Origin of the sequence: Bacillus sp. 166amftsu (assembly GCF_900107445.1) — a bacterium.
In the GTDB taxonomy this organism is placed as follows: Bacteria; Bacillota; Bacilli; order Bacillales; family Bacillaceae_G; genus Bacillus_A; species Bacillus_A arachidis.
Genome location: NZ_FNQA01000003.1, coordinates 84,990 through 97,256, shown reverse-complemented (window position 1 = coordinate 97,256; position 12,267 = coordinate 84,990). Strand labels below are relative to the sequence as shown.

15 protein-coding genes, 1 pseudogene and 1 riboswitch are annotated in these 12,267 nt (G+C 35.3%); of the genes and pseudogenes, 14 read left to right on the top strand and 2 right to left on the bottom strand.

Going from position 1 to position 12,267, the window contains the following annotated elements; all coding sequences use genetic code 11:
- From BLV40_RS11930 to BLV40_RS11885, 9 genes and pseudogenes are all read left to right on the top strand, one after another.
- Window positions 1-208, top strand: a pseudogene (locus BLV40_RS11930) (YjiH family protein); the annotation flags it as partial.
- Window positions 209-358: 150 nt separating this feature from the next.
- Window positions 359-937 carry a GNAT family N-acetyltransferase gene (locus BLV40_RS11925; protein WP_026592442.1) on the top strand — a complete coding sequence of 193 codons (579 nt, stop codon included), beginning with the start codon at window positions 359-361 and terminating at the stop codon, window positions 935-937.
- Window positions 938-946: 9 nt separating this feature from the next.
- Window positions 947-1,444 carry a GNAT family N-acetyltransferase gene (locus BLV40_RS11920; protein WP_090690255.1) on the top strand — a complete coding sequence of 166 codons (498 nt, stop codon included), beginning with the start codon at window positions 947-949 and terminating at the stop codon, window positions 1,442-1,444.
- A gap of 334 nt (window positions 1,445-1,778) precedes the next feature.
- Window positions 1,779-2,408, top strand: a complete 630-nt coding sequence (locus BLV40_RS11910; protein ID WP_026592444.1) for a YdcF family protein — start codon at window positions 1,779-1,781, stop codon at window positions 2,406-2,408.
- A gap of 149 nt (window positions 2,409-2,557) precedes the next feature.
- Window positions 2,558-2,647, top strand: a riboswitch (SAM riboswitch).
- A 61-nt stretch (window positions 2,648-2,708) separates the two neighbouring features.
- Window positions 2,709-3,527 (top strand): MetQ/NlpA family ABC transporter substrate-binding protein, encoded by an 819-nt coding sequence (locus tag BLV40_RS11905; protein ID WP_090690252.1) that lies wholly within the window; start codon window positions 2,709-2,711, stop codon window positions 3,525-3,527.
- Window positions 3,528-3,540: 13 nt separating this feature from the next.
- Window positions 3,541-4,701: an acyl-CoA dehydrogenase family protein gene (locus tag BLV40_RS11900; protein WP_090690247.1), complete on the top strand. Its 1,161-nt coding sequence runs from the start codon at window positions 3,541-3,543 to the stop codon at window positions 4,699-4,701.
- 6 nt (window positions 4,702-4,707) lie between these two features.
- Window positions 4,708-5,469 carry a methionine ABC transporter ATP-binding protein gene (locus tag BLV40_RS11895; protein WP_170833647.1) on the top strand — a complete coding sequence of 254 codons (762 nt, stop codon included), beginning with the start codon at window positions 4,708-4,710 and terminating at the stop codon, window positions 5,467-5,469.
- Window positions 5,459-6,121, top strand: coding sequence for a methionine ABC transporter permease (locus BLV40_RS11890; RefSeq protein WP_026592447.1), 663 nt, complete (start codon window positions 5,459-5,461; stop codon window positions 6,119-6,121). Before BLV40_RS11895 ends, BLV40_RS11890 begins: the two co-directional genes overlap by 11 nt.
- Window positions 6,122-6,286: 165 nt before the next feature.
- On the top strand, window positions 6,287-6,508 hold the full coding sequence (locus BLV40_RS11885) for a YdbC family protein (RefSeq protein ID WP_026592448.1): 222 nt from the start codon (window positions 6,287-6,289) through the stop codon (window positions 6,506-6,508).
- 87 nt (window positions 6,509-6,595) lie between these two features.
- On the opposite strand, the gene BLV40_RS29310 is transcribed toward BLV40_RS11885, so the two are convergent.
- Together BLV40_RS29310 and BLV40_RS11875 are read right to left on the bottom strand one after the other, a co-directional pair.
- Complete coding sequence (locus BLV40_RS29310; protein WP_081811049.1) at window positions 6,596-6,940, bottom strand: hypothetical protein; 345 nt, start codon at window positions 6,938-6,940, stop codon at window positions 6,596-6,598.
- A gap of 6 nt (window positions 6,941-6,946) precedes the next feature.
- On the bottom strand, window positions 6,947-8,095 hold the full coding sequence (locus BLV40_RS11875; RefSeq protein WP_090690240.1) for an SH3 domain-containing protein: 1,149 nt from the start codon (window positions 8,093-8,095) through the stop codon (window positions 6,947-6,949).
- Between the two features lie 274 nt (window positions 8,096-8,369).
- Here BLV40_RS11875 and BLV40_RS11870 point away from each other — a divergent pair, with 274 nt between their 5' ends.
- The 5 genes from BLV40_RS11870 (at window position 8,370) to BLV40_RS11850 (ending at window position 12,260) form a co-directional block, all read left to right on the top strand.
- Window positions 8,370-9,053, top strand: coding sequence for a copper homeostasis protein CutC (locus tag BLV40_RS11870; protein ID WP_090690236.1), 684 nt, complete (start codon window positions 8,370-8,372; stop codon window positions 9,051-9,053).
- A 21-nt stretch (window positions 9,054-9,074) separates the two neighbouring features.
- Window positions 9,075-9,629 (top strand): signal peptidase I, encoded by a 555-nt coding sequence (gene lepB, locus BLV40_RS11865; RefSeq protein ID WP_026592451.1) that lies wholly within the window; start codon window positions 9,075-9,077, stop codon window positions 9,627-9,629.
- Between the two features lie 170 nt (window positions 9,630-9,799).
- Entirely contained in the window at window positions 9,800-10,567 is a 768-nt protein-coding gene (locus tag BLV40_RS11860) for an IclR family transcriptional regulator (RefSeq protein ID WP_026592452.1), read from the top strand.
- Window positions 10,567-11,274, top strand: a complete 708-nt coding sequence (gene pxpB, locus BLV40_RS11855) for a 5-oxoprolinase subunit PxpB (protein WP_026592453.1) — start codon at window positions 10,567-10,569, stop codon at window positions 11,272-11,274. Before BLV40_RS11860 ends, pxpB begins: the two co-directional genes overlap by 1 nt.
- Window positions 11,271-12,260 (top strand): 5-oxoprolinase subunit C family protein, encoded by a 990-nt coding sequence (locus tag BLV40_RS11850; protein WP_090690232.1) that lies wholly within the window; start codon window positions 11,271-11,273, stop codon window positions 12,258-12,260. The genes pxpB and BLV40_RS11850 overlap by 4 nt, the downstream gene beginning before the upstream one ends.
- Window positions 12,261-12,267: the final 7 nt, after the last annotated feature.

Genomic DNA, 12,267 nt, shown 5'->3' with positions numbered 1-12,267 from the left:
TCATTACTTGTCGTTAGTGTGCCGCTTGTAACTAAGTTTGTGATTGCGGTTGTATCCGTATCATTTGTTTTGCTTTTTTCGACGTCTATCCCATGTATTTTATCTATGGATATACCATGAGAAATTTCAGAACTTATTAATTTTGTATATTGAAAGAACGATTTTAACATTGGTGATTAGTGGGCCAATTGCATATGTTTTACTGTAAGAGATGAAAAGACACACTTATGTTATTAAAGTGAGTCTTTTTTTCGTATTATTAGATTTTAATCGATAGAAAATGAAATTTCGAATATTTTGATATGTGTTATGTGGCAAACTATAATATAGCTAGATACATAGAAAAGGGGATGTGTTTATGGAAATAGTAAACAAAAGAGCGATGTTGCGATTAATGGATGCAAATGATGTAGAAAAATTATTTGCAATTGTGGAAGGGAATAAAGAAGTTTGGACGTATTTAATAGCTAAAATGGAAAGTTATCAAGATATGGAGCGATATGTTGAAACGGCAGTAAAACGATATGAGAAGGGAACAGATTTACCATTTGTTGTTATAGATCAAAAAACGAATGAAGTTGTAGGCAGTACACGTTTGTATAGTATTTCAAATGATAACAAAACGGTTGAACTTGGCCAAACATGGTATCATCCGAGTGTACAACGAACAAGTGTGAATACGGAATGTAAGTACATGTTATTGCAATATGCGTTTGAAGAATTACACATGCTGCGTGTGCAAATAAAAACAGACTTGCGAAATGAAAAAGCACAACGAGCGATTGAACGACTAGGCGCAGTAAAAGAAGGGATATTACGAAATGAGAGAAGGTTACCAAGCGGTTATGTAAGAGATGCGGTAGTATATAGCATCATTGCAAGCGAGTGGCCAATCGTGAAAGATCGATTACTACACAAAATGGACATGTATAAATAGGAGGCAAATATGACAAATTTAGAAACAAAGAGACTCAAGATGATCCCCTTTACATTAGAACTTGTCGAGGCAATGATAAAAGGGAGAGAAGAGCTACAGGAAATCATATCGTATAAAATATCTTTAGAATGGCCAATGCCAGATTATAAAGATATTTTGCCGTGGATTGCTGAAAGTTTACGAAAAAGCCCGAAACAAAGTAAATGGAGCGGACTTATTATTCATAAGGAAGATAATGTTATTATTGGTGATATGGGTTGTAAAGGTGCTCCTGATTCAACTGGTACAGTAGAGATTGGATATAGCATTGTACCAGAATATCAAGGGAAAGGCTATGCGACTGAAATGGCAAAGTCCTTCGTTAAGTGGCTGGAGCAGAATGAAGAAGTGCAAACGATTAAGGCAGATTGTTTAACGAGTAATGTCGCGTCGAGTAGAGTGTTAGAAAAGATAGGCTTTACATGTGTACTTGAGGAACAACATATGAAATATTGGATTGTAAAGTGAAACGGAAGAGGTATATGCTCTTAAGAGAGGAAAATATACCTTTTTTTCTTACAAAATGATTACTTCTTTTATATACTTTTGTTTCATCATTCCCTTCCGTGAAAAAATTCGTTACAATGGAGTTGTATGAGGAAATTCGTACATAAATCAAACTCATATAGTATGAACCACAAATAATAGTAAATTAAAAATCCTCTATTTGAATGAAAATCCTTTATAATACGAATTGATTGTTTAGAAAAGTTCCTTCTTTTAAATAAACTCAAATTTAATGATTCGAAAAAGGTCATTTTAAATTAATAGAAGTATGGATGATGCGCGGAGGCTAGTACAAATGAAACAAAATAAGAAAAGTAAGAAAAGACGAGTTTTGCAAGTGTTCTTGCTTATGATTAGTTCTATAATTCTATTTATTAGTTATGCAGCTTACGATATTTGGAGTAATCGCTTTAAAACAGATGAGGTACCTACAGATGCTGCTGTTGTACTAGGAGCGGCTTCTTGGAATGGAAAACCGTCTCCTGTATTCCGCGAACGAATCAATCATGCAATCTCCTTGTATAAAAATGGAAGTATTAAGAAGATTATTTTTACAGGTGGTACTAAATTTGAATCAGAGCTGGAAGAAGCACGGACTGCGAAAGCGTATGCATTAAAGCATGACGTAAAGGATGAAGATATATTAATTGAAACACAGTCGCGTTTTACAGAAGATAATTTGAAGAATGCTAAGCAAGTTGGAATTGACAATGGCTTACATACTTATACAATCGTAAGCGATCCTCTTCATATGAAGCGAGCGATGAGAATAGCGAAGCATATTGGGATGGATGCATACGCATCGCCGACTCCCACATCAGCATATAAAACATTAGATACAGAAATTCCGTTCTTTTTTAAAGAATTGTGCTCTTATATTGGGTATGTTGCATCGTTACCTATACGTACTTTGAAAGGTGATTAAGAAAGTAAGAAAAAGGATAGACAAAGGTAGAATAGTTCTGCTGAGTCTGTCTTTTTTTCTATAACTTTACAAATTATAGAAAAAAATTCCGATAAAAACCTTGTATTTTTATCGGAATAGTGACACAATAAAATGCATAATCAAATATAATCTTATCGAGAGAAGTGGAGGGAACGGCCCAATGAAACTTCAGCAACCTATCATGTGATAAAAAGGTGCTAATTCCGAGTAGATAAGAAGGAAAAGAAATGACAACCTTCTTATATGTAAGGTTGTTTTTTTAGTAGGAGGAGAGAAAAGATGAAGCGTTTATTTTTTACACTAGTAAGCATCGTATGCAGTTTATTTGTAATTTCTGGTTGCGCAAAATCATCTGCAGGTGGCCAAAAAGAAATTCGTTTAGGGTTTACCCCAGGACCATACAGTGATCAAGTGAAAAAGGCAGTTCAACCATATTTAGAGAAAAAGGGCTATAAAATTAAAATTGTTGAGTTTAATTCACCAAACGAAACAAATCCAGCCCTAACAAATAAGGATATTGATGCAAATATATTTCAAAGTACTGCTTTTATGGAATCGTACGCAAAAGAAAATAATGCGAAAATTTCGAGCATTATTCAGGTTCCATCAGCACCTCAAGGTGTATACTCTGAAAAACATAAGTCATTAGATGATTTGAAGGATGGAATGAAGATTGGGGTACCAAATGATCCAGTTAATTTAGAACGTGCATTACGTATTTTAGAAGAGATTGGCTGGGTGAAATTAAAAGACAATGTAAATATTTTAACAATCTCTGAAAAAGATATAACGTTTAAAAAGAAAGATTTCAAATTGGTACCGCTTGAATCACCACAAATTCCAAGAGCTATGAAAGATTTAGATTACGGTATTATTAACGGAAACCTTGTTATTTCATCTGGACATAAGTTAAAAGAAGCGCTGGAATTAGAAAAAACACCATCACAACATAGAATTATTGTTACTGTTCGCGATGAAGATAAAGAAAAACTATTTGTGAAAGATTTAATTGAAGCATATCATTCACCAGAGTTTAAAAAGATGATTCAATCTGAAGAACAGTTTGAGGGGTTTGTGCTCCCTGATTACTTAAAGTAAAGGAGATCTTGATATGACATTATCATTTATAGAAACAGAAGAACAAGTTCTCGTATTGGAGAAAATAAAAGAATTCATTCCGCGATTTGCAGAAAGGGAACATCAACTGAGTGAACTCGGATCTTTTCCTTTTGAAAATATTAAAGATTTACAAAATATTGGTTATACGAAGCTAACATTACCAAAAGATGTCGGTGGAAAGGCCATTTCATTGTATGATTTTGTTTTATTTCAAGAAAAAATTGCAGAGGGAGATGGAGCAACCGCTTTATCAATTGGTTGGCACCTTGGAATTGTGAAAGAACTTGCTGAAAATCGCTCATGGCAACCTGATATGTTTTCTTGGTTTTGTGAAGAAGTAAAAAAAGGTGCTCTTTTTAACCGAGCAGCAACAGAACCGAAGACAGGGAGTCCAACAAGGGGCGGGAAACCAGAAACATTAGCTGTGAAAAAAGGTGATAAATGGGTTATAAACGGCAGAAAGACTTTTACAACGATGGCACCTGTACTTGATTATTTCATCATCTCAGCGAGTATTGAAGGACGAGAAGAGATAGGAGAATTTGTGATTCCAAGGCACGAAAAAGGTGTCTATATAGAGGAGACATGGGATAGTGTTGCGATGCGTGGAACGGCTAGCCATGATCTTATATTACAGAATGTTGAAATCCAAAATAAATTTTTTACAGATGTAAAAGGTGCACAGGTGAAACCAAAAGGAATTGGATGGTTACTGCATATACCAGCATGTTATTTAGGGATTGCGCAGGCTGCAAGAAATTATGCGATTGATTTTGCCAAGTCATATCAACCGAATAGTTTAAATCATCCAATCAGTTTACTGCCGAATATTAGAAGATTAGTAGGTGAATTAGAGCTAGAACTTATGCAGGCACGCACGTTTTTATATCAAGTTGCAAAAAAATATGATGAGGCAGAAGATAAACAATCTTTGCAAGCCGAATTAGCAGCTGCAAAATATATTGCGACGAATGTAGCCATATCGGTTGTAGATAAAGCTATGCGAATTGTTGGAGCGAAAAGCTTATCTGAAAAAAATTCACTACACCGTTATTATTTAAATGTTCGAGCTGGTTTACACAATCCGCCAATGGATGATGTAACACTCTCGCTAATAGCAGACGATGTTTTTAAATCAAATGAAAAGGAGTGAATGAAAATGATAACGTTACGCGATATCAATAAAACGTTCCAGACGAAAGAAGGTTTATTTCATGGTGTAAAATCAGTCTCTTTACAAATTGAAGAACATGATATATTCGGAATTGCTGGATTGAGCGGTGCAGGAAAGTCTACGTTATTACGTACAATGAATTTACTAGAAAAGCCGAATTCAGGTGTGGTGATTGTAAATGGAGAAGATTTAACAAAGTTATCGAAGAAAGATTTACGAACGGCAAGACAGTCGATTGGTATGATTTTTCAACACTTTCATCTTCTTCATAATAAAAATGTATCGGATAATATTGCTTTGCCGTTAGAATTGAAGTCAGTTTCAAAAGAAGAAAAAGAAAAACGAGTGCGAGAATGCTTAGAAATTGTTGGCTTAAGCGATAAAGCATATCATTTTCCTTCACAACTAAGCGGTGGGCAAAAACAACGTGTTGCGATTGCACGTGCATTAGCAAATGATCCCAAAGTATTACTTTGTGACGAGCCGACATCGGCACTCGATCCGAAAACGACACGATCTATTTTGCAATTTTTACAAAAGATAAATAAAGAGCTAGGGGTTACAATCGTAATTGTAACGCATGAAATGAATGTCATTAAACAAATTTGTAATAAAGTAGCAGTGATGGAAGAAGGAGAAGTTGTTGAATCCTTCCATTTACGTGACCAACATCTAAAACCAACAACAGAAATCGCAAAACTTCTATTAGGTGTTGAAGGGGAGAGAGGCATTGCACATGTTCAATAATGTTATTCCACTGCTTCCAGAAATTTGGACATCGCTTTTGCAAACATTTTTAATGGTTGGACTTTCAGTTGGAGCGGCAATTATTTTAGGAATTCCTTTAGGTGTAATTTTATATTTTACTAGCAAAGGACAAATTTTGGAACAAAATATTGTCCATCGTACATTAAACGGCATCGTAAATATTATTCGCTCATTTCCATTTATCATTTTGTTAGTAGCTCTTGTACCATTTACAAGAACCTTATTAGGAACTACAATTGGTCCAATCGCTGCAACGATTCCTTTATCAGTAGCAGCCATTCCTTATTTTGCAAGACTTGTAGAGCAAGCGCTGCGCGAAGTTCCAAAAGGGGTAATTGAAGCTGCTGAGGCAATGGGAGCGTCGCCACTGCAAATTGTTTGGAAAGTACTGCTTGTTGAGGCGCGTTCAGGTCTTGTATTAAGCTTAACAGTTTTAACAGTAAGCTTTATTTCCTACTCAGCTATGGCAGGTGTTGTCGGCGGTGGTGGTGTCGGTGACTTAGCGATTCGTTTCGGTTATTATCGTTTCCAAACAGATGTTATGGTTGTTACAGTACTTATGCTTGTGATTCTCGTTCAATCTGTACAATTTATTGGAAATAGAATTGCGGCGAAACTTGATAAAAGATAATGATAAAAAGAACTTTGGTATGCACCAAAGTTCTTTTTATTGTAGGGGATGAACAATGAAAGGTGTTCAATGATCGACGTGCGGAAAATTAGCGCTATCGATATAACATATGAGAGAATGTAGGAGAGAAGATAAGGGAATATATATGTGAAAGGGGGAAAAACAGTGGCAGAAATCAAATTTGATATTAAAGAAACTTTTGGAGTTATATCACAGTCACCTAAAGGCTGGAACAAAGAACTCAATCTAATTAGCTGGAACGGCAAAGAGCCAAAGTATGATTTGCGTGATTGGGCACCGGAACATGATAAAATGGGAAAAGGTATCACATTGACAATCGAAGAGTTAAAAACATTAAAAGATATTTTAAACCGTATGGAGTTATAAAAACAAAGTGTTTTGTGCAGAAAAAACCACTTTTGAATTGTTATTTCAAGAGTGGTTTTTTTGTATGGATGTATATGTCAGAAAAGACTATACAATTTTTTCTTCTCTATCTTCTTTTTTGTGATGTTCAGGCACGTAGATATATTGTGATACAATAAGAAGAACGCTTATAAAAAATACAGGGAACATACTCGATAGAAATAGACCATCCATCATAAAATTAGTGATTAAACAAACGATAATAATGAGTGATGTAAATAGATGAGAAATGTGTTTTTTTAATCGTATTTTATATAATTCTCGCAATATTTCACAGCATACAAATAAGATGAGTATGCTTAAAAAATATATATTTGTATCATAAATAACAAAACAACAGATTAGACCGAAGAAAGCTAGATACTCAATAAGTAACGGAATATTACGTAGCATAAGATGTTACCGTACTAAGTAAGGAAGTGGATCAACGGCATTTGTTTTCTCGAAATTCCATTCCCCATTATGTAATTCAAAGTGAAGATGTTGTCCTGTTGAATGTCCAGTGCTCCCCATCTGCCCTAACTCTTGACCAACTTGAACGCGATCTCCGGCTTGTACAAATCTGTTTTTCATATGTGCATAAACAGTCGTATATAATTTTCCTTTTATGTAATGAGTGACAAATACAACATTACCATAGCTACTAGAATAGTAGGATTTGATAACTTTCCCAGCAGCTGCAGCATGGATAGAAATATCTCCAGTTGCCACAAAGTCAACACCATAATGCATTTGTCCCCATCTCACTTCAAATGGTGAGCTAACTTGTCCTTGTGTTGGAAATTTAAAAACAGCAGGTATGGAAGGTGATGTAGATTTCTCTTGCGGTTTATTTTGTAATACATAATGTTTTGCAACATACCCATATCCAGAGCCAAAACGAATTTTATACCATGTACCTACAGTATCAACGACTTGAAGTTGCGTTCCGTTTTGTAAAGAGCCAATAACAGCAGTGTTTGTCCCTGCACCGCTGCGTACTTTTAAGTTAGGTGTTGCAACGTAGTAAGCATTGTTTTGTATTGTAATCCCGTTAACGAATGAGTGTGAACGATTGGATACAAATTCTTTTTTTACGTATCCTTTTTGTCCATTGTGAGAGATGAGATACCAGTCGTGATGTGTTTCTTCGACAGAGATAAATGCTCCGTTTGGTAATACGTCAATAATGGATGATTGTATACTTGGTTTTGAACGAACATTTAAGGCGTCTGCAGTTACGATGTGTTGGGTTTGTTGTGGATGTAGCTTTTTCAAAGATAAATTGGACTTTTGGATGTAGCCAATTTTGTGTTGGGAGTTTACTTTATACCAGTTACGTGTAGTTTCGAGAATAATCACAGGTGTGTTATATGAAATACTTCCGAGGGAATCACTATTTGTTGTGCTTTCTTGATAGAGTTGAACGTTATCAAGTTTTACGTATCCGATTCCTGCGTTGCTCTTTGGTTGTACAGCTGTTGTTTGCGTATCTGCTTCAGTAGTGGATGGTAAAAGAGAAGCGATTGCAATAGTTGTTGCTGTCAATGTTGTAGCTTTCATATTCATCGTATAATGAGCCTCCTTGTATTGTTTGTGACAAAATTTAGAAATATATTAAAAGAATAACAGAAATATAGTAATTATGGAAATAAAGAAGGAGAATTCAGTTGTTTCTCAAGTACGCAACTTTAGGTTAATGAACTTGTTTTTCTAAACTTTACAGGAGTTTGAAAAATCTTTCATTTTCTTTGCTTTTTTCAAGTTTTATATGAGAAACCTATGTTTCGGATTTATACTACGGTATAATAATGTGGAAAAAGTACGAAAAGAGGTAAGTTTCATGCTAGAGGTTATTGCAACTTGTTTAGAAGATGTGAAGCAAATTGAAAAAGCTGGTGGAAATCGAATTGAACTCATTTCAGCATACACAGAAGGTGGATTAACACCAAGTTATGCTTTTATAAAAAAAGCGGTGAAAGCTGTAAACATACCTATTCATGTTATGATTCGTCCTCATGCTAAGTCATTTATATATACAGCAGAAGAAATCGAAATGATGAAAGAAGATATTCGAGTCGCGCAAGAACTTGGTGCAGCCGGTGTTGTATTAGGTGTATTGAATGAACAAAATCAAATTGATGAAGAAAAATTAGCTGATTTATTATCTGTTGTAGATGGAATGAATGTCACATTTCATCGTGCAATAGATGAAATGGCTGATCTTGTTGGTGCAGTTCAAACATTGCGTAATTTTGAAAAGATCACTCATATTTTAACTTCTGGTGGACAAGGAGGCATAGTGGAAAATATTCCTGTACTCCATGAAATGCAAAGAGTAAGTCAAGGTGATGTACAGCTCATTGCTGGAAGTGGTGTGACAAAGGAAAATATACAACGAGTATTGAATGAAACAGGAATTTCAGAAGCGCATATTGGTACTGCAGTCCGAGAAGGTAAATCTTGTTTTGCTGAAATAAATCAAAAATCTGTACAAGATCTAGTGGGATTGACAAAATCATTATAATGCTAGAGAAGAGGGGAAAAGATGGAGAAAAGCAAGAAAAAAGAAATTATTTCATGGATTAAAACAATAGGAATTACAATAGGAATCGCTTTAATTGTACGTGGTATTTTATTTACTCCTTCTCTCGTACAAGGTGAGTCTATGATGCCTACTTTAGAAAATAATGAGCGTGTCCTTGTCAATAAAATTGGTTATAATATACAAGGTTTAAATCGCTTTGATATTATCGTGTTTCATGGAAAAGAAGGATATGATTTAGTGAAGCGAGTAATTGGCTTACCAGGGGATACGATTGAGTATAAAAACGACGTATTATATGTGAATGGAAAAGCGGTAGATGAACCATATCTAGCAGAGTATAAGGAACAGGTAGGTAAAGGGAAGCTAACTCCTGATTTCACGTTAGAGCAAAAAACTGGAAAAGAAAAAGTTCCAGAAGGACAAGTATTTGTACTGGGAGATAATCGTCAAGTTTCAAAAGATAGCCGCATGTTTGGATTTGTTTCTGAAGATCAAATTGTCGGAAAAGGTGAAGTAGTATTTTGGCCGTTGCAACAAGTAAGAGCGTTGCATTAAAGATAAGGTTTTGATATATGTGTTAAAAAGCATTGAATGTTCATTTCAATGCTTTTTTTATTTTAGAAAAATATTGTCTAAAAAGAAAGAATATTTTATAATTTTAAATTATATATTTGTTTCGAAAAACGGAATTGTTGTTCCGAATTACGGAACTTAGGGGAGCTAGGATGAGTATAAATAAAACAGCTGTAAAGACGATGGATATTTTAGAACTATTTTATGAACATGAAGAGTTAACGTTAACGGAAATGGTTCATCACACGGGGATGCCTAAAACATCTGTATACCGTTTAATTGGTTCACTTGAAGAAATGGGTTTTTTACAAAAGACAACAAAGGGAGCCTATAGACTGGGATTAATATTTTTAGGATTTGGTCAGCTTGTTTCGAAGCGATTATCGGTACGAAATATTGCAAAACCATATATGAAAAAGCTTAGAGATTCTCTTGGTCAAGCTGTCAATTTAATTATTCAAGATGATAATGAGGCAATTTATATTGAAAAAATGGATGGAGATCAACCAGTAAGAGTATACACAGAGATTGGAAGACGAGCACCTTTATATGCAGGAGCATGTCCGCGTATTTTGCTTTCGTATTTTGGAGAAGCCGATCAAATGCGGTATGTAGAGAAAGTACAATTACAACGATTTGCGGATGGAACGATAGTGGATAAAGAAGAGTTACAAAACCAGTTACGTAAGGCAAAAAGAGAAGGGTATACGATAAGTTATTCGGAACTTGAGAACCATACAGCTGCCATTGCAGCACCTATTTTTGCAAGCGATGGTCATGTAATAGCTGGTATTAGTATTTCAGGATTAGAAATTGAGTATAATGAATCGACAATTCCAACCTTTATTAAAAAAGTGAAAGAAACGGCGCATCAAATTTCGAAAGAACTTGGCTGGATGGGTGAAAAGGAAGGGATATGATGAAATTTTCAGCACTAGGGGATCAAGCAGTTGTTGTTACATTTGGAGAAAAAATTGATTTGGGTATATATGAAAATGTGCAAAATTTATGCAGTCTATTAAAGCAAAATCCTTTTCATGGAATGATTGAGTGTGTACCTTCATTTGCTTCTTTAACAGTATACTATGATGTATATAAATTATGGGAGAAAAATGAAGGAAAGATAGTGCCTTATGATTTTGTATGTGAATACGTAAATCGATTGCTTAGTCATACTCAAAATAAAACGCAAAAACAATATGATTGTATTTCAATTCCAGTTTGCTACGGCGGTAAATATGGACCTGATTTAGAAGAAGTTGCAGCATACCATGAGTTATGTGCAAGTGATGTAATTCGTCTTCATAGTGAAGCGACGTATTTTGTTTATATGTTAGGGTTTACACCAGGTTTCCCGTATTTAGGTGGGATGCCCAAAGAGCTCGAAACACCTAGAAAACAAACACCGCGTTTACAAATAGCACCTGGTTCAGTTGGAATTGGCGGAAGTCAAACAGGAATATATCCATTAGAAACACCAGGTGGCTGGAATATTATTGGCCGGACACCTATTGCATTGTTTCAGCCAGATGAAGAAAAGCCTACATATGTCCAAAGCGGAATGTATTTACGTTTTATCCCAATAACAGAGGAAGAGTTTCTGGTTATGGAGGGAGCTAAGAAATGAATGTTGAGATTTTACATGCGGGGATGTTTACAACGGTTCAAGATTTAGGAAGATATCAGTATCAACAATATGGTGTACCTGTTGGCGGTGCTATGGACCAGGCAGCATTAAGAATGATAAATATGTTAGTAGGAAATGAAGAGAATGAAGCTGGATTAGAAATTACAATGATGGGACCGAAACTACTTATAAAGAAAACAACATTGCTGGCAATTGGTGGTGCGAATACGGAGCCTCTGTTAAACGGGGAGCCAATTCCATTATGGCGACCAGTTCTGGCGAAAGAAGGGAGCATGCTTTGTTTCGGGAAGGTGCAATTTGGGTGTAGAACATATGTGACCTTTGCAGGTGGAATTGATGTTGCAAGTAGTATGGGAAGTAAAAGTACATATGTAAGAGCGAGTATAGGTGGAATGGAAGGACGGGCATTGAAAAAGGGAGATCTTTTTCAAATTGGTACACCGTCAAAATTTGCTACTTGCTTGATAAAGAACTTGATGGATGAAGAAAGAATGGCAACAAGTTGGGGGATATGTAGTCATGTTTTACCTAAATATAGTCGTAGCCCAATTATTCGTGTCATTCCAGATTTTGAATGGGATCAATTTAAGAATGAGAGTTTAGATGCGTTTTTTATAAAAGAATATAAAGTATCTAATTATGCTGATCGTATGGGATATCGGTTTGAAGGTGAAGAACTAAAAAGAATAGAACAATCTGAGATTTTATCAAGTGCAGTTACCTTTGGAACAATTCAGGTGCCGCCTGGTGGCAATCCAATTATCTTAATGGCAGATAGACAAACGACAGGTGGATATCCGCGAATTGGTAATGTCATATCAGTTGATTTACCTATCCTTGCACAATTGAAACCAGGTGATTATGTTACGTTTGCAAAGACTTCTATAACAGAAGCGACAGAACTTTACATAGAGCAAGAACAAAATATGAATTTATTAAAGAAATTTATCGCTTTACAAGCTTAAAGTAGGG

What these genes read in the sequence shown, in the direction of transcription:
- BLV40_RS11890 (WP_026592447.1), top strand. Translation starts at nt 5,459, where the DNA reads ATGTTCAATAATGTTATTCCACTGCTTCCAGAAATTTGGACATCGCTT.
- BLV40_RS11860 (WP_026592452.1), top strand. Translation starts at nt 9,800, where the DNA reads ATGAGTATAAATAAAACAGCTGTAAAGACGATGGATATTTTAGAACTA.
- BLV40_RS11850 (WP_090690232.1), top strand. Translation starts at nt 11,271, where the DNA reads ATGAATGTTGAGATTTTACATGCGGGGATGTTTACAACGGTTCAAGAT.
- BLV40_RS11900 (WP_090690247.1), top strand. Translation starts at nt 3,541, where the DNA reads ATGACATTATCATTTATAGAAACAGAAGAACAAGTTCTCGTATTGGAG.
- BLV40_RS29310 (WP_081811049.1), bottom strand. Translation starts at nt 6,940, where the DNA reads ATGCTACGTAATATTCCGTTACTTATTGAGTATCTAGCTTTCTTCGGT.
- BLV40_RS11910 (WP_026592444.1), top strand. Translation starts at nt 1,779, where the DNA reads ATGAAACAAAATAAGAAAAGTAAGAAAAGACGAGTTTTGCAAGTGTTC.
- BLV40_RS11895 (WP_170833647.1), top strand. Translation starts at nt 4,708, where the DNA reads ATGATAACGTTACGCGATATCAATAAAACGTTCCAGACGAAAGAAGGT.
- BLV40_RS11920 (WP_090690255.1), top strand. Translation starts at nt 947, where the DNA reads ATGACAAATTTAGAAACAAAGAGACTCAAGATGATCCCCTTTACATTA.
- BLV40_RS11925 (WP_026592442.1), top strand. Translation starts at nt 359, where the DNA reads ATGGAAATAGTAAACAAAAGAGCGATGTTGCGATTAATGGATGCAAAT.
- BLV40_RS11905 (WP_090690252.1), top strand. Translation starts at nt 2,709, where the DNA reads ATGAAGCGTTTATTTTTTACACTAGTAAGCATCGTATGCAGTTTATTT.
- lepB (WP_026592451.1), top strand. Translation starts at nt 9,075, where the DNA reads ATGGAGAAAAGCAAGAAAAAAGAAATTATTTCATGGATTAAAACAATA.
- pxpB (WP_026592453.1), top strand. Translation starts at nt 10,567, where the DNA reads ATGAAATTTTCAGCACTAGGGGATCAAGCAGTTGTTGTTACATTTGGA.
- BLV40_RS11870 (WP_090690236.1), top strand. Translation starts at nt 8,370, where the DNA reads ATGCTAGAGGTTATTGCAACTTGTTTAGAAGATGTGAAGCAAATTGAA.
- BLV40_RS11875 (WP_090690240.1), bottom strand. Translation starts at nt 8,095, where the DNA reads ATGAATATGAAAGCTACAACATTGACAGCAACAACTATTGCAATCGCT.